At 42.0% G+C, this 17,996-nt stretch carries 13 protein-coding genes; 2 read left to right on the plus strand and 11 right to left on the minus strand.

Annotated elements, in window-relative coordinates; genetic code table 11:
* Nucleotides 1-701, minus strand: a 701-nt coding sequence (locus B3R63_RS09490) for a BapA/Bap/LapF family prefix-like domain-containing protein (RefSeq protein WP_286730697.1), incomplete at its 3' end; no start/stop codon positions are given.
* A gap of 400 nt (nucleotides 702-1,101) precedes the next feature.
* Nucleotides 1,102-2,601 carry a cation:proton antiporter gene (locus B3R63_RS09495; protein ID WP_286730700.1) on the minus strand — a complete coding sequence of 500 codons (1,500 nt, stop codon included), beginning with the start codon at nucleotides 2,599-2,601 and terminating at the stop codon, nucleotides 1,102-1,104.
* Nucleotides 2,602-2,845: 244 nt separating this feature from the next.
* On the opposite strand from B3R63_RS09495, the gene B3R63_RS09500 reads away from it, so the two are divergent.
* Nucleotides 2,846-3,403: a hypothetical protein gene (locus B3R63_RS09500; RefSeq protein WP_286730701.1), complete on the plus strand. Its 558-nt coding sequence runs from the start codon at nucleotides 2,846-2,848 to the stop codon at nucleotides 3,401-3,403.
* A 53-nt stretch (nucleotides 3,404-3,456) separates the two neighbouring features.
* Here the strand turns inward: B3R63_RS09500 and B3R63_RS09505 are convergent, their stop codons facing one another.
* Nucleotides 3,457-4,356, minus strand: a complete 900-nt coding sequence (locus tag B3R63_RS09505) for a KPN_02809 family neutral zinc metallopeptidase (RefSeq protein WP_286730705.1) — start codon at nucleotides 4,354-4,356, stop codon at nucleotides 3,457-3,459.
* A 45-nt stretch (nucleotides 4,357-4,401) separates the two neighbouring features.
* Entirely contained in the window at nucleotides 4,402-5,334 is a 933-nt protein-coding gene (locus B3R63_RS09510; protein ID WP_286730707.1) for a DUF808 domain-containing protein, read from the minus strand.
* Nucleotides 5,335-5,541: 207 nt separating this feature from the next.
* On the opposite strand from B3R63_RS09510, the gene trpS reads away from it, so the two are divergent.
* Nucleotides 5,542-6,555 carry a tryptophan--tRNA ligase gene (gene trpS / locus B3R63_RS09515; RefSeq protein WP_005015726.1) on the plus strand — a complete coding sequence of 338 codons (1,014 nt, stop codon included), beginning with the start codon at nucleotides 5,542-5,544 and terminating at the stop codon, nucleotides 6,553-6,555.
* 512 nt (nucleotides 6,556-7,067) lie between these two features.
* Here the strand turns inward: trpS and sucD are convergent.
* From sucD to sdhA, 7 genes are all read right to left on the minus strand, one after another.
* Nucleotides 7,068-7,958 (minus strand): succinate--CoA ligase subunit alpha, encoded by an 891-nt coding sequence (gene sucD / locus B3R63_RS09520; protein ID WP_286730711.1) that lies wholly within the window; start codon nucleotides 7,956-7,958, stop codon nucleotides 7,068-7,070.
* Between the two features lie 12 nt (nucleotides 7,959-7,970).
* On the minus strand, nucleotides 7,971-9,137 hold the full coding sequence (gene sucC, locus B3R63_RS09525) for an ADP-forming succinate--CoA ligase subunit beta (protein ID WP_005015729.1): 1,167 nt from the start codon (nucleotides 9,135-9,137) through the stop codon (nucleotides 7,971-7,973).
* Between the two features lie 169 nt (nucleotides 9,138-9,306).
* The gene (gene lpdA, locus B3R63_RS09530; RefSeq protein WP_265761641.1) at nucleotides 9,307-10,740 is read right to left on the minus strand and encodes a dihydrolipoyl dehydrogenase; all 1,434 of its coding nucleotides are present in this window, start codon (nucleotides 10,738-10,740) and stop codon (nucleotides 9,307-9,309) included.
* 61 nt (nucleotides 10,741-10,801) lie between these two features.
* A complete protein-coding gene (gene odhB / locus B3R63_RS09535; RefSeq protein ID WP_286730716.1) occupies nucleotides 10,802-12,025 on the minus strand; it encodes a 2-oxoglutarate dehydrogenase complex dihydrolipoyllysine-residue succinyltransferase in 1,224 nt (407 codons plus the stop codon).
* Nucleotides 12,025-14,865 carry a 2-oxoglutarate dehydrogenase E1 component gene (locus B3R63_RS09540; protein ID WP_286730722.1) on the minus strand — a complete coding sequence of 947 codons (2,841 nt, stop codon included), beginning with the start codon at nucleotides 14,863-14,865 and terminating at the stop codon, nucleotides 12,025-12,027. The genes odhB and B3R63_RS09540 overlap by 1 nt, the downstream gene beginning before the upstream one ends.
* 563 nt (nucleotides 14,866-15,428) lie before the next feature.
* Nucleotides 15,429-16,139: a succinate dehydrogenase iron-sulfur subunit gene (locus B3R63_RS09545; RefSeq protein ID WP_005015737.1), complete on the minus strand. Its 711-nt coding sequence runs from the start codon at nucleotides 16,137-16,139 to the stop codon at nucleotides 15,429-15,431.
* Between the two features lie 14 nt (nucleotides 16,140-16,153).
* Nucleotides 16,154-17,989 carry a succinate dehydrogenase flavoprotein subunit gene (gene sdhA / locus B3R63_RS09550; protein ID WP_005015740.1) on the minus strand — a complete coding sequence of 612 codons (1,836 nt, stop codon included), beginning with the start codon at nucleotides 17,987-17,989 and terminating at the stop codon, nucleotides 16,154-16,156.
* Nucleotides 17,990-17,996: the final 7 nt, after the last annotated feature.

Below are 17,996 nucleotides of genomic sequence, written 5' to 3' on the forward strand. Positions count from 1 at the left end.
GCTTGTGGGACAGTTTGGTCGCCTCCTGTAACCGGAGATTGCCCTGAACTGTTACCAGCAGGATCTACTGCTTCAATTGTCCCCTGTTCTCCTTCATTTAACGGATTCGGCTCAATGCTCCACTTGCCGTCTTCTCCTACCTTAGTTTCAGTCTGATTGCCTTGGCTATCTTTAACAATCACCGTACTACCAGCCTCGCCTGTACCACTCATACCGTTACCATTATTTTGAGTGATGACTGGTTTTTGTGGTGGTGTAGTATCATTATTCTGATCATCTGAAGAAGAACTTCCACCAGAACTGGCTGCTGCAGCTAACCCCCCTATTCCTACTGCGCCAACTAACCAGGGAACAAAGGCTTCACTCTCTGTACCATATAAAAGTGGTGTGACTTCTTCTAAGTTTAAATAAGAAATTGGATCTAATATTGCACCACTGGCATCAGTAACTTGAGCCAGTAAAAGCTGATTCTGATCATTTTTAAAGACCAGACTATTATCAGCGGCAAAATAATTTTCTATATAAATTCGCTCACCATTTTTCAGGGTGATAGTGAGATTATTTCCGATACGATCAACTGATGCTACTTCTTCTGGAGCAACGTCAATAACGACAACTGCGGGCTCCCCTAATTTGAAACTATTGCCTATATGCTCTACTTGCTGAGCTGTTTCTTTTGAAATTATAAAAATATCCGCCATTATATTTTTCCTTACATATTATTAGAGGAGCTAATTTCCTGAACTTTTTATTAAAAATTAGCTTTATTAGATTTTGCTTTGTAACTATTTTCTTCCTAGAAAATTTAATAAGCTTTATAAATAGATAGCATGAAACAAGTAAGTTTTTTATTAAGTTGAGTAAACAAGTCAGCTTTAAAGTTAAAATATATAAATCAAATACATATATTTTTTATTTTATTAAGTTATTGTTTTAAAAAGATAAAAAAAAGGTAGGTGAATAAGAAATATTTTCATCTTTCACATAAAATCAACAGTGAAATACATAGTAACACTTAGGAAAAATTTATTAAGGATAGCCGACCTATTACTTTCATTTCTGTTTATTTATTCCCAGAATAATCTGTATATCAAATTGCCTTTAAAAATTGTCAGGACTTTCCAGACGTTTGACTTCTTGTGCTTTTATCGGATGATGAACAGCTGTAATACCATCATCAGTTTTCTGGTCCATTATTTCCTCGGGCTGATACACAGTAATGTTTTCATTACCATTCGCATCTTCTCCTACAATATATTTAAAACCTTTACGATTCATTTTGTGGCATAAACGTTGATACCATCCTTTAAAGCCTTGAGTCTCTTCATTTGGATTGTAATAAAAAGCATTCATAACGGCTGGTAGTCCTAAACCGCAAACCACACCTGAAAGCAATACACTAATGAAAGTATAGCCAATCAAAATACTGCTATATTCACGTAGTTGTGGAATATTAGCCACAGCTAATATGAGAGCCAGTGAAATACCACCCCGCACTCCTCCCCACGATAAAATGGTTAAGCTACCGTTATAACTCTTTTTGCGGAAAGATGGGAAAAAGGCGAAAGATAAGAAATTTGCGGCAAACCGTGAAATATGCAGGGCAAAAAATGCAAATATCCCTCCAAGGATCATGCTACTACTCAAGTCCAGAATGAACAGCTCTAATCCGATTAATGTAAACAGAAATGAATTAATAATGCCTTCTACAGTATGCCAAAAATGATTTACTTCACGAATTTCACGATCATGCAGGATTTCTTTCCATTTATTCCCAACAATGAGACCACCAATAACACAAGCAATTGGTGCAGAAGCATGAGCAAACAGGGCAACCAGGTAGGAACCGCAGGCCAGCAGCGCAGTTGTCAGGATCAGGGACTCCATTTCATGCTTGCCGCGCAATAAGCGTAAAATTCCTAAACCGAACCCCCAACCGATAATTACAGCCACCACAATTTCATAGAGAAAATTTTCTAATGTGCCCAACAAGGTAAAATGTTCGCCTTGTAATACATTCAGTAAAGTCATGAAGACGGCAATACACATTGCATCATTAAACAGTGACTCACCTTCGAGTTTCACAATCAAATGATGAGGTGCTCTAACCGAACTTAACACCCCTTTAACTCCGATTGGATCTGTTGCACCTAAAGCAGATCCCAATAACAGCAAGACTAAAATAGGGACTGGATTTCCAATTAATGCCTGAAAACCATAAAGGATACCACCGAAAAATACAGCACAGATTACCAGTGCAATCGTGGCTAGAATTCCAATGGGTTTCCAGTGACTTTTTAAGTCAGAAATTTTAAATTTAAGCGCAGACGAGGTCAGGATAAAACAGATTACGCCATTAATAAGAAAGTCATAGAAATCAATCCCGCGTACAGCTTCTTCAATATTATGAATATTAATGACTATAAACTGGTTACCATTAAGTAAGCTCGCACCCCACTGCAAAATAAATACAAAAACTGCAGAGACAATTGGAACACCAATCGCCTGAGGAAAGTCTAAAATACGTTTATTAAAAATTGTAGTTGCGATTGAAAGTGCAAAAATAACCGTTAAAGCTTGAAGAAGAAAAAAATTGCCCATGCGAATCCTTGAATATAACTGCTGGCTTTCTTAAAACGCATCCAATCAGTCACTTCTAGATGAATATCAGTTATAAAACTCTTAACTGGGAATTTTACTCCCATTTCTAGGGGTAGGTCATGGATAATTTTATTTCATTTTAAATAGACCTGGTTCTCGCATAAACAATTCGGCTTTTGCCGTTTCCAGATCATTTCAAACTATAATAATATTTCTCATAAATACTGGCTGTATATTTCTTTTCATGCATCAATCTTTAAAATTCATTTTTCGTCTTATCCCGGCTTTAATCATTTTTACTGTAACTCTGGCACTATTACTGACCTGTTACAGCAAATTCAACACACTGGCACAGGCGAATACATGGCTAGAGCACCGCCAACAGATTGAGCTGGTTTCAAGCAATCAACAGTCTTATCTGCTCCTGTCTAACAGCCAAAAGCCAGATCGAGCAATTTTTATTGTTTTAAAAGGCAAAGGATATATCAGTAAAATCAGTTGTGAGCATTATCAGACTACGCTCTGTCTTTCTGGCTATGATAAAAGTCCATATAGAGAAGTTCGAAAAGCAGTTCTACAAATTATTGGCCCTTATCAATATATTCAGTCTATAAACTATGTAGATACTCAGACTAACATGCCAGGCAACTTAACCTTAACACAACAACAAGTGATTAATTTCTATCAACAGGATATGTCTGCCCTTAAATATTACTTGTTAGGAGTTTTTCTGTTTACGATCATTGCATTAATTTCAAGTATTCGTATCTTGAAAAATTTTCGCAGTTTTTTAACAAAATAGATTATTGAGTACAGTAATAATCTTTTCTGTACTCAATAATTCTTTTAACTGCCTTAAACTGGCTGGTTAAAAGTATCGCACCGGTTAAGATCACCACTCTTCAAGCCGGTCTGGAACCACTGCATACGTTGTGCACTGGTTCCATGCGTAAAGCTATCAGGTACAACTTGTCCAGTTGCACTTTTTTGCAAATAGTCATCACCAATTTTATGGGCAGCATCCATTGCTTCCTGAACATCACCCTGCTCTAGAAACTGGGTACGCTGCTGGTTATGATGTGCCCACACTCCGGCCAAACAGTCTGCTTGAAGCTCTTGCCGGACTGAAAGCTGATTTCCCTGTACTTGACTGGCACGGCTGCGAGCCTGTTGCACTTGAGAAGAGATACCTAACAGGTTCTGTACATGGTGACCTACTTCGTGTGCAATTACATAAGCCTGAGCAAAGTCTCCGGCTTGGTCTTGTCGAGAGAGTTCTGTCTGGTTCTGCTCACCAGAAATTCCCATCTGCTGGCGCATATCTTTAAAGAAACTGGTATCTATGTAAACTTTTTGGTCAGCTGGACAATAAAATGGCCCCATTGCCGCCTGTGCAGTACCACAACGTGAATTAACCATGCCACTGAACAAGACCAGTTTAGGAGGGGTATAATTTTGCCCCTGCTCCTGAAAAATTGCCTGCCAGGTGTCTTCGGTATCAGCAAGAACAGTCCCGACAAAATCTGCGGCTTCTTGCTGCTGGGGCGTTGGATTTTCCAGGCCGACGCTTTCTACCTGCTGTCCGGCGGTTACCTGTTTTGTTGCCTGATAAGCCTGCTGCGGATCTACACCAAAAAACTTCCAGGCGACAAAGGCAACAATCAGACCTAATATACTGATACCCCCTGCTTTTGCTCCCCCTCCACCTCGGCGATCTTCCAGATTAGTACTGACACGGCGACCTTTCCAACGCATAGTTTACCCCTTCCCTATTATTACGATGTCGCAAAAGCTGATAGCTTAAGCAGATTTCTGTTTAGATTTTGGCCAGATTTTTTTAACTCCACTGACTAAAAGCAGAACAATAAAACCCGCTACTATGCCGATTCCCAAATTTATTAAAGTTGGTGTAATTGCTCCTACGATATGCCCCAAAGTAGGAATCAGTTCAACATGATCAACAGTATCTTCAGTAAAATGATGTATTAAAGGAACAGCATGATTAATAATACCTCCCCCGACCAGAAACATAGCAATGGTACCGACGATTGATAAAGTCTTCATCAAAATCGGGGCAAAGCTCAAAAGAGCCTGACCAATACGCTGTTTAAAATTTGAAACCTGTTCAGTCAAATGCAGGCCCAAGTCATCAATTTTTACGATCATGGCTACCAGTCCATACACGCCTATAGTCATTACAATAGCGATAATACTTAGTACTGTAACTTTAGTCATAAAACTGGCTGCTGCAACTGTACCCAAGCTAATTACTACAATTTCAGCAGAAAGAATAAAATCTGTTCGAATTGCACCTTTGACTTTATCTTTTTCATAGGCAAGCAAATCAATCTCATCCTGTTCGAGCTTGGCAATTGCTTCTTCAGGACTATGTGGCTTTTTACGCTGTAGTGAATGCAAAACTTTTTCTATACCTTCATAGCACAAGAATAAGCCACCAATCATTAACAATGGGCTAATTAACCATGGAGCAACTACACTGATAAGCAACGCTAAAGGTACCAGAATAACTTTATTCACAAATGAGCCTTTTGCTACGCTCCAGACCACTGGCAATTCCCGATCTGAACGGACACCACTGACTTGCTGGGCATTTAAAGCCAAGTCATCACCTAGCACCCCTGCGGTTTTTTTTGCAGCCATTTTACTCATGACTGCGACATCATCCAGAATTGTGGCAATATCATCTAATAATAAAAGCAAGCTGCTCGCCATTTTATGTTCCCAATCTTATCGTTATATAGCTAGTTTAAATCGCTTTAATCAGAGAAAGTGTATAAGCTTTATATGTTTATCTATTAAATTTCTCACTTTTTACCAGCTGGAGTTTATTGTAAAGAGGCACTACCAGTATTTATGCCTTACAATAGACTTCATCAATTAATATATTTTGCTTAATTTACAACCGCTTTGGAATGCATCATGAGTGATCAAGATACCCGTCCAGTTATTTTGACTGGTGACCGCCCGACCGGACAGCTCCATTTAGGACATTTTGTAGGTTCACTACGTTCTCGTGTAGGCTTGCAAGACTCCCATCACCAGCACCTGTTACTCGCCGATGCTCAAGCTTTAACTGACAATGCCGATAATTTTGAAAAAGTACGTCGGAATATTCTGGAAGTCGCTACAGATTATTTAGCAGTGGGTATTGATCCGGAAAAAACCACCATCTGTGTGCAGTCTCAATTACCGGCACTCAATGAGCTGACCATGCTCTATCTGAACTTTGTGACGGTGTCGCGTTTGGAACGTAACCCAACGATCAAGTCTGAAATTCAGATGCGAGGTTTTGAGCGCGATATCCCGGCAGGTTTTCTATGTTATCCGGTCGCACAGGCTGCCGATATTACGGCATTCAAAGCTACTGTTGTGCCGGTAGGAGAAGACCAGATTCCAATGATTGAACAGACGAATGAAATTGTTCGTCGCCTTAACCGTCAGATCGGCCGCGAGCTTTTGCCTGAATGTAAAGCCTTACTTTCTAACATGAGCCGTTTACCGGGATTTGATGGCAAGGCGAAAATGTCTAAATCTCTGGGTAATACCATTGTTCTGGATGCTTCAGATAAGGATATTAAAAAGGCAGTTAATGCCATGTATACTGATCCTAATCATTTGCGTATTGAAGATCCGGGTCAGGTAGAAGGTAATGTGGTTTTTACCTATCTTGATGCTTTCGATACCAATAAAGAAGAATTAGAAGAATTAAAAGCCCATTATCGTCGTGGTGGTCTAGGTGATGGCACTGTGAAGAAGCGTCTAGAAGGTATTTTAAAAGAGCTGATCGGTCCAATTCGTGAACGTCGTGCAGAATTGCAAAAAGATCCGGACTATATTATGGATGTTTTACGTCAAGGCACTCAAAAATGTCAGGTTATTACCCAGCAAACTCTAGATGAAATTAAAAGCGGTTTAGGAATGTTCCACTTTTAAAATTATAGTATTAATACAGGCCCTGCTTTAAGGGCCTTTTTTATTGGAATATTAATTTCTTAAAATTCAACCGCATAAAATTTCATAATTTAAAAAATTACAATATAACCTATAGTTTAACGTGATTTAACACTTGTTAACGTGAATACCAAGGAAGTTACTCAGGTATTCAAATATTATACTTTCATGATTTAGAAAGCTTCTAAATTCATGACATTTCTCCTTAACCGAAACTGTGTATGCAGATTCGTTGTTCTGCGCAATGATCACCCCAATCATTGCGTATTTTTTTGTCTATAAAAAATATGATATATCAAAATCTACAAGTTATAGACTTAAATTAAAGCAAATTACTTATCTAATCTACTTAAATAGTTTGCTTTAAGGTGGACAACTATAGGGTAAACTAAGCTTAAGTTAAACTTACAATCCTAATAGCGTTGAAGAAGAATTTATTCTCTCCATCATTCTCATAATAAAAAAGCCCCTTTCGGAGCTTTTTTACTGTCTACTTAAGCCAGGCCTTTATCTTTCAACACCTGTAACATAGTAGAACCTAGTTCTGCCGGACTCCGTGTATATGCCATACCCGCTTTTTCAAAAGCAGCAAATTTTTCTTCTGCTGTTCCTTTACCACCAGAAATGATTGCACCCGCATGGCCCATACGTTTGCCCTTTGGAGCTGTTACACCGGCAATATAACCTACAACTGGCTTGGTCACATTTGATTGAATATATTCAGCAGCTTCTTCTTCGGCTGTCCCACCAATTTCACCAATCATAATGATCGCATCAGTCTCGGGATCATCCTGAAACAATTTAAGCGCATCAATCTGGTTCATTCCTGGAATCGGATCTCCACCAATACCAATACAGGTAGATTGGCCTAATCCCAGACGGGTAGTTTGTGATACCGCTTCATAAGTTAACGTACCAGAACGGGAAATAATTCCAATACGGCCTGGCTGATGAATATGCCCCGGCATAATTCCAATTTTACATTCACCCGGTGTAATGATGCCTGGACAGTTTGGTCCAATCAGACGCGTACCGTTACCATTAGTTTCCAAATAACGCTTGGCTTTAAGCATATCAAGAGTAGGTACACCCTCGGTAATGACTACAATAAGTCCAATCCCTGCATCTACTGCTTCTACAATAGAATCCAGTACAAATGGTGCAGGCACATAAATCACAGACGCATCCGCCTGAGTTTTCTGTACCGCCTCGCGCATGGTATTAAATACAGGAAGATTTAAATGACTCTGGCCGCCTTTACCTGGCGTTACACCACCGACTACTTTTGTACCGTATGCAATGGCCTGTTCTGAATGAAAAGTTCCGTTTTTACCTGTAAAACCCTGTACCAATACTTTGGTGTCTTTATTTACTAATACGCTCATGATTGATACTCCTTATGCTTTGACTGCTGCAACAACTTTTTCTGCGGCATCAGCTAGGCCCTGAGCAGAAATAAGTGTTAGGCCGGATTCATCCAGTAACTTGGCGCCAAGCTCGGCATTGTTACCTTCAAGTCGTACGACTACAGGAATAGTTACGTTCACTTCCTGAACCGCAGCAATAATTGCTTCTGCAATCATGTCACAGCGTACAATACCACCAAAAATATTGATTAATACTGCCTGAACAGAGCTGTCAGCAAGGATAATTTTAAATGCTTCAATCACCCGCTCTTTCGTTGCACCACCACCTACATCTAGAAAGTTGGCTGGTTGTCCACCATATAATTTGATGATGTCCATGGTTGCCATAGCAAGACCGGCACCATTTACCATACAGCCGATATTGCCTTCTAAGGCTACATAGTTCAGGTCAAATTCAGAAGCTTTAAGCTCGCGTTCATTTTCCTGAGACTTATCACGTAGCGCAGAGACCTCTGGTAAGCGATACAGTGCATTGGAATCAATGCCCACTTTGGCATCTACACAAAGAATGTCACCATTTTCACGTACAGACAGCGGGTTAATTTCAAACAGGGCAAAATCATTTTCTACAAAAGCATGGTAAGCCCCTGTCATCAGCTTAACAAACTGATTAATCTGGCCATCTTTCAAACCCAGTGCAAAGGCTACTTCCCGTGCCTGAAATGGTTGCAGGCCAACCAAAGGGTCTACTGTAACTTTAATAATTTTTTCAGGTGTTTCTTCTGCAACTTTTTCAATTTCAACACCACCTTCGGTGGATGCCATAAAGGTAATGCGACGAGTAGAGCGGTCAACCACAGCACCCAAGTATAATTCACGCTCCACAGGATAAACGTCTTCACAGACCAGTACGCTATTGACTGGCTGGCCATTGGCATCTGTCTGGTAGGTGACTAGGCGTGTACCAATAATACGACTGGTATAATCTGCGGCTTCTTCTTTTGACTTAACAACCTGTACACCACCGGCCTTACCACGGCCACCTGCATGCACCTGGGCCTTAATGACTGCAAACTTTCCACCAAGCTGTTCAAAGGCAGCAACAGCTTCATCAGCATTGGTTGCTAAAATACCTTCCTGAACAGGCATACCATATTTTTTTAATAGCGCTTTGGCTTGATACTCATGTAAATTCATTTACTTACCTTTTACTAGTTCTACTTTCTTATCCATACTTCTATGTACCCTTCCATCACGGTACACATTAGCAATTATTTAATCTTGTCTTTATATTTAGAGGGTTGTTCCAATCATTGCAACCCATGAAGCAAAAAAGAGCGGCTCTTGAACCGCTCTTTCTTTAATCTTATTTACGTTTACGCTGAATTGCGTGAATTGCACGTCCATCGACTGCAAGAGCTGCTTCATGCACAACTTCAGAGAAAGTTGGATGACCAAAAGTCATTAACTGCAAGTCTTCAACACTTGATACAAATTCAAGGGCAATCATACCCTGATGAACGATGTCAGAGGCAGCCGGACCTACTACGTGCATACCCAGTAGACGGTCAGTTTTAGCATCAGCAACAAATTTTACAAAACCTGCGCCTTCACCTGCAGCAAGTGCACGACCATTCACAGCAAACGGGAATTGGCCAGTTTTAACGTCGTGGCCTTTTTCTTTTGCCTGCTCTTCAGTTAAACCGACCCAAGCTGCTTCCGGATGGGTATAGATTACACTGATGATAGTGTCATAATTTACTTGTGCAGCGTGGCCATGGATACGCTCAACAGCCATTACGCCTTCTTCCATTGCCTTATGTGCAAGCATTGGACCACGAACCAAATCACCAATCGCATAAACACCTTCAACAGAAGTTGCGCAATGATCATTTACTTCTACCAGACCACGTTCTGTCAGTTTTATACCTGAGTCTTCAGCTAACAGACCTTCTGCATAAGCTTTACGGCCTACACACACAATCAGCTTATCAAAAGTCTGTTCTTTGTCTTCACCGCCTTGGCTGTATTTAACAGTTACTTCGCGACCATTGATCTCAGTACCAGAAACTTTCGCACCAATACGGATGTCCAAACCCTGCTTAGTCAGGATTTTCTGGAATTCTTTAGCCAGTGCTTTATCAGCCATTGGTAAGAATGCATCCATAGCTTCAAATACAACAACTTCTGAACCCAGACGACGCCATACTGAACCTAGCTCAAGACCAATTACACCTGCACCGATTACCCCTAAACGCTGAGGAACTTCAGGGAATTCAAGTGCACCGGTAGAATCTACAATCAGATCTTGATCTACAGGAGCAACAGGAATATTTACTGGTACAGAACCAGATGCCAGAATTACATATTTAGGTTCTAGAACCTGAGTCTCACCTTCAAATGGTACAAACTCAACTTTTTTACCTGCCAGCAGTTTACCTGTACCTTGCAGCCACTCAATCCCATTACCTTTAAGTAGCTGAGCTACACCACCGGTCAGTTGCTCTACCACTTTGTCTTTACGAGCAAGCATCTTTTCAAGGTCAAATTTCACTTCAGCTGTTGTGATACCATGATCACCCAAATGATGAACGGTATCTTCATAACGATGAGAAGAGTCAAGCAATGCTTTAGATGGGATACAGCCAACGTTTAGACAGGTCCCACCCAGAGATGGTTTACCTTTATGAATACGTTTTTCAATACAAGCAACTTTGAAGCCCAGCTGTGCAGCACGAATTGCTGCTTCATAACCGCCTGGGCCACCACCGATCACAACAAGATCAAACTGTTGAGACATATTTATCTCCAAGTGCCAGGATAAAGGGAGACTTTATCCTGGTTTATTTTGCTGGTAAGTATTAAAGATCAAGGATAAGTTTAGCTGGCTCTTCTAACAATTCTTTGATTGTTACAAGGAAGCCTACTGCTTCTTTACCATCGATTAAACGGTGATCATAAGATAATGCCAAATACATCATTGGCAGAATTTCCACCTGTCCGTTTACAGCCATAGGACGCTCTTGGATTTTATGCATACCCAGAATCGCAGTTTGTGGCGTATTCAAAATCGGAGTAGAAAGTAGCGAACCAAAAGTACCACCGTTGGTAATTGTGAAAGTACCACCAGTCATATCTTCAATTGCAAGTTTGCCTTCACGCGCTTTGCCAGCATATGCACGAATACCGTTTTCAACTTCAGCATAGTTCATACGATCAGTGTCACGCAGGACAGGTACTACAAGACCGCGATCAGAAGAAACTGCTACGCCAATATCATAAAAACCGTGATATACGATATCGTCGCCATCAATTGAAGCATTGACTGCCGGATAGCGTTTTAACGCTTCAGTTGCTGCTTTCACAAAGAAAGACATAAAGCCCAGACGCGCACCATGACGTTTTTCAAACGCATCTTTATACTGGTTACGCATATCCATGATTGGCTTCATGTTAACTTCATTAAACGTAGTCAACATTGCTGTTTCTTGTGTTGCTGCAAGCAGGCGCTCAGCAACACGTTTACGCAGACGTGTCATCGGAACACGTTTTTCAATACGCTCACCTACAGCTACGCTAAGCGCTTGAGGCTTAGCTGCAGCAGCTGGTTTAGACTGATGGTTTGCTACGTCTTCTTTAGTAATACGACCACCACGGCCTGTACCAGCAACATCAGAAGCGTTAATACCTGTTTCAGTCAAAGCTTTACGTACAGCAGGTGCCTGATCCTGTACAGGCTGGCTGCGCTCAACTACAGGAGCTGGACCAGCTTCTGTATTGGCAGATGCATTTTCTACATTTCCATCAGAAGTTACTGCTGTTTGAGCTGGCTCTGCTGTAGCTCCGGCACCTGCTTCAAACTGTGCAATTACTTCATCAGAAAGAACTGTGTCGCCTTCATCTTTAACAATAGCAACCAGAGCACCGTCTGCAGGGGCAACCACTTCTAGAACAACTTTGTCAGTTTCGATGTCACAGATAACTTCATCACGTGAAACAGCTTCACCGACTTTCTTGTGCCAAGTTGCGATCGTGCCGTCAGCAACTGACTCTGGGAATACCGGGGCTTTAATTTCGGTTGCCATTATTTAGAATCTCCTGATTGTTCAGCTTCGATTGCTAGAGCATTATTGATAAGCTGAGCTTGTTGTTTTGCGTGCAAATAAGGTGAGCCACATGCAGGTGCTGCAGATGCTTCACGTCCTGCGTAACTAATACGGACTTGCTTACCTGTTTTCATTACGTCGTCATATAAACGCGGCGCAATAAATAACCAGGCCCCTTGGTTTTTCGGCTCTTCCTGACACCACACGAGTTCTTTCACGTTTGGATAAGAGGCAAGAACTTCAGCAAGGCGTTTTTCTGGGTATGGATACAACTGTTCAATACGAACGATTGCAGTATTGTTCAGTTCCTGCTCGCGACGTTTTTCAAGCAGATCATAATAGACTTTGCCACCACAGAGCACCAGACGGATAACGTCGGCCTTGTTAAGTGTATCGATCTCATCAATCACTGTCTGGAATGAAGTCGTTGCCAGCTCTTCCAGAGTCGAAGTTGCCAGTTTATGACGAAGCAGCGACTTAGGAGACATAACGATCATTGGTTTACGGATCGGGCGTACTGCCTGACGACGCAGCGCATGGAAAATCTGTGCAGGCGTTGTTGGAGTAATCACCTGCATGTTGTCTTCTGCACATAGCTGCAAGAAGCGCTCAAGACGAGCAGATGAGTGCTCAGGGCCCTGTCCTTCGTAACCATGTGGAAGTAACATGGTCAGGCCACATACACGTTCCCATTTAGTTTCACCAGAAGCAATAAACTGGTCAATCACGACTTGGGCGCAGTTTGCGAAGTCACCAAACTGTGCTTCCCAAATAATTAGGCCGTGCGGAATAGTAGTTGCATAACCATATTCAAAAGCAAGTACAGCCTCTTCAGACAACAACGAATCATATAATGCAAAACGTGGCTGGTTTTCTTTTACATGGCAAAGCGGAATGTAAGTGGAACCATCTGTCTGGTTATGAAGTTTGGCATGACGATGTGAGAAGGTACCACGACCTACATCTTCACCGGTAATACGTACCAGATAGCCTTCGTCTAGCAATGTTGCATAAGCCAGAGTTTCAGCAGCACCCCAGTTTAATGGCATTTCACCAGTTTGCATTTTCAGGCGGTCATCAATTACTTTTTGAACCTGACGCTGCATTACGAAACCTTCAGGAAGTTTACGCATGCCTTCGCCCAGCTGTTTCAGGCGAGTCAAGTCAAATGAAGTATCCCAGTCATCGGTATAGTCATGGCCGAGATATGGAGCCCAGTCCACAAACATTTTGGTATTTGGTTCAAGAACCAGTGCACTGGCAACATGATTACCCGCTTCAAGATCAGCACGATAGTCTTCAACCATCTTGTCAGCAGCAGCACGGTCCAGAATATTTTCCTGAACAAGTTTGTCTGCGTACAAAGTACGGGTTGTCGGTTTCTTGCTGATAACCTGATACATGATTGGCTGAGTTGCTGCTGGCTCGTCCGCCTCATTATGGCCACGACGACGATAACAGAACAGGTCAATTACTACATCTTTACGGAAAGTATGGCGGAAATCATGCGCCAATTGAGTAGCAAAAATTACTGCCTCAGGGTCATCACCATTCACATGGAAGATAGGTGCCTGAATCATTTTGGCAACGTCAGTACTGTATTCAGTTGAACGCGCATCACGCGGGTCAGAAGTTGTAAAACCAACCTGGTTGTTCACAATGATATGAACCGTACCACCTACAGTATAACCACGGGTCTGTGACATCTGGAAAGTTTCCATATTCACGCCCTGACCTGCAAATGCAGCATCACCATGTACAATTAATGGCAATACATCGTCACCACCAATATCTTTACGACGTACTTGACGTGCACGCACTGAACCTTCAACTACAGGTCCAACAATTTCAAGATGGGATGGGTTAAATGCCAAGGCAAGGTGTACTTCACCGCCTGGAGTCATTACGTTTGAAGAAAAGCCTTGGTGATATTTAACGTCACCAGAACCTTTCTTGTTCAGCATTTTGCCTTCAAACTCACCAAACAGGTCAGCCGGGTTTTTACCCATAATATTGACCAGGAGGTTTAAACGGCCACGGTGTGGCATGCCAATCACAACTTCTTTACAGCCCACTGAGCCGGCACGCTGGATCAGTTCATTGACCATAGGAATGAAAGATTCACCACCTTCCACACCAAAGCGTTTAGCGCCTACATATTTATTACCCAGAAATTTTTCTAGGCCTTCAGCTGCAGTTAAACGCTCAAGAAATAATTTTTTCTGGTCAGCAGTAAAATCATATTTACCGCGTACACCTTCAAGACGTTGCTGAATCCAGCGCTTTTCCTTGGTATCAACAATGTGCATATACTCGGCACCGATTGAGCCGCAATAAGTCGCCTCCATTGCTTCAATCATTTCACCAAGGGTAGCTTCAGTCTTGCCAATTGCCAGATTACCTGTATTGAATACAGTATCCAGATCAGATTTGGTCAAGCCATGTGCAGACAGGTCAAGATCAGGAACATCTTCACGTTTTGCCAAGCCCAACGGATCCAATTTGGCTTTCTGGTGCCCACGGTTACGGTAAGCTGCAATTAATTGCAACACCCCAATCTGACGACGTTCATGTTCAGAGCTTACTGCACTTTGCGCAACTGGTTGTCCACGGCTACCATTACGTCCTAATAACAGGAATTGCTCACGTACATTGCTGTGAGGCTGATCACCTTTAGGGAATTTATCAAAATACTGGCGCCAATCCTCACCTACTGAGGTCGGAGAAGTCAGGTACTGCTCGTAAAGCTCTTCAATATACGCTGCACTATCAGCGGAAAGTTCAGTGTCAAGACGCAATGCGTCAGCAACTTCTTGCATTTGTGGACCCATTTCCTATTGCAAAAACATTACAGGTTGCTTGTTAAGCATACCCATGCTTGATAATGCCAAATTGGTAAAATGACATTAATACCCACTCGGTACTCAGACCACGGGCGCTATAATCACACCAGAATTGACCGGTGTGTGTTATGAATCATAACGCTCTTACCTGCATCATCATTCATTTATATACTCGGCAATACCGAGCAATTTTTTTGCAAAATCGTCTTAGAAAAGATAAATCGGCAAATTAGCTTTTCTAAAGCAACTTTTAGTAAAATTTTAATCAACCACTCTCAATCTGCTTAATAAATAAACAATAAAATGATCATTTTTTTCAAATATAACTGTGTGTTATATCGTAACATGAACTCCAGATTGGATTGATTTTTTTGACACATACCTCCTATAAATTGGCTAAATACATTAAAAATTTTATGCTTTAACATACGGTGCTTTATATAAAAAATAGAGTGAATTACAAATAAAGTCCCCTATCTTTTACACAAATGAACAAAAAGAGCGCACACCTGTGATGTACGCTCTTTTTTAGGGATTAATTAACCGGCTTGATCAAGTAGCATATTACGGATATGACCAATTGCCTTAGTCGGATTCAAACCTTTAGGGCAAACAGATACGCAGTTCATAATACCTTTACAGCGGAAAAGACTGAACGGATCATCCATACGTGCCAGACGGTCCTGAGTCGCTGTGTCACGCGAATCAATAATAAAACGATAAGCATTTAGCAATGCTGACGGTCCCAGGAATTTATCAGGATTCCACCAGAATGACGGGCATGCAGTAGAACAACATGCACATAAAATACACTCATACAGACCGTTCAGATGATCACGCTCTTCCGGAGTCTGCAAACGCTCTTTTGGCGGTGCAGGCTGATTATTAATCAGGAATGGCTGGATCTTGTTATACTGCTCGTAGAACTGGTTCATATCAACAACCAGATCTTTGATTACTGGCAGACCCGGTAATGGACGAATAGTAATTTCATTTGGCAGGTCATTCAAGTTTTCAAGACAAGCCAAACCATTTTTACCATTGATATTTACACCATCCGAACCACAAATACCTTCACGGCAAGAGCGGCGGAAAGTCAGACTTTCGTCCTGTACTTTTAACGCCAGCAGAGCATCAAGCAACATACGGTGCTTATCAGTCAGCTCAAGCTTGAAAGTTTGCATGTACGGCGCTTTATCCTTATCAGGATCATAGCGGTAGATGTGAAATGTACGAGTACCTCTACTCATCTTTATACTCCTGATCAGAATGTACGCGGTGCTGGTGGAATTGGATCAACAGTCAGCGGGTTGAAACGCACTGGCTTATATTCCAAACGGTTATCTACCGAGTACCACAGAGTGTGTTTCATCCACTCATCATCACGACGACCATATGAATAGGTCGGGTGATCTGCTGGTAACTCGTAATCAACCACAGTATGAGCACCACGACATTCTTTACGCGCAGCTGCTGAAATTAAGGTGGCTTTTGCTACCTCATACAAGTTTTCAACTTCCAGAGCTTCAATACGCGCAGTGTTAAATACTTTAGATTTGTCTTTCAAGTGAATATTACGAACGCGTGGTTCAATCGCAAGAATCTGCTTAACACCCTCATCAAGCAAGGCTTGAGTACGGAATACACCTGCATGATCCTGAACAATATCACGAATCGCATCAGCTACTTCTTGGGCATTTTCACCAGCAGTAGATTCGTCCAGCTTGCGTATACGGGCTACGGTCTGCTGTAAAACATTAGTTGGCAGCGGAGCATATTCATCACCGTGATGTTTAGTCACGTAATCAATAATATGTTCGCCCGCAGCCTTACCAAATACCACCAGGTCAAGCAATGAGTTTGTACCTAGACGGTTTGCACCATGTACAGATACGCAAGAACATTCCCCAATAGCATAGAAACCTTTTACCGGCTTGGTGTAGTTGTCTGTACCGGGTTCAGGCAGTACAACTTGGCCATGCATATTGGTTGGGATACCGCCCATCTGGTAATGGATAGTGGGCACCACCGGAATCGGCTCTTTAGTAATATCAACGTTTGCGAATTTTTTACCAATCTCGAATACAGACGGCAAACGCTTCATGATTGTATCCGCACCCAAGTGAGTCATATCAAGCAAGATATAATCACCCTTTGGACCACAGCCACGGCCTTCTTTAATTTCCTGGTCCATAGAGCGTGATACAAAGTCACGTGGTGCCAAGTCTTTTAAAGTCGGTGCATAACGTTCCATGAACGGTTCGCCGTCTTTATTACGAAGGATTGCACCCTCACCACGACAACCTTCAGTCAGCAATACACCTGCGCCCGCAACACCTGTCGGGTGGAATTGCCAGAATTCCATATCCTGTAATGGAATACCAGCACGAGCAGCCATACCCAGACCATCGCCTGTATTAATATAGGCATTAGTAGATGCACGGTAAACACGACCAGCACCACCTGTAGCAAACAGTGTTGCTTTTGCCTGGAACACAGCAATATTACCTGTTTCCTGGTCAATTGCTGTTACGCCTAGTACCTCGCCTTCTTCATTACGGATCAAGTCAAGAGCGATCCATTCAACGAAGAACTGAGTTCCCATTTTCACGTTGCTTTGATATAGCGTATGCAAAAGTGCGTGACCAGTACGGTCAGCTGCTGCACAGGCACGTGGAACTGGCTTTTCACCATAGTTTGCAGAGTGACCACCAAATGGACGCTGATAAATTGTACCATCTGCGTTACGGTCAAAAGGCATACCTAAGTGTTCAAGTTCATAAACAACTTTCGGTGCTTCACGGCACATGAACTCGATTGCATCCTGGTCACCCAACCAGTCTGAACCTTTTACAGTGTCATAAAAATGGTAATGCCAGTTATCGTCCTGCATGTTACCCAGTGATGCGCCGATACCACCCTGCGCTGCAACTGTATGGGAACGGGTCGGGAATACTTTGGTCAGTACTGCAACTCGCAAACCTGCTTGAGCAAGCTGGTAAGAAGCACGCATACCTGAACCACCACCACCTACAATGACTGCATCGAAAGTGAGGTTTTGAATATTTGAATAATCTTCTTTAGGGGTTATCGCGCCCATGATATCT

It is taken from the genome of Acinetobacter sp. UBA1297 (assembly GCF_002307755.1).
Lineage (GTDB): Bacteria > Pseudomonadota > Gammaproteobacteria > Pseudomonadales > Moraxellaceae > Acinetobacter > Acinetobacter radioresistens.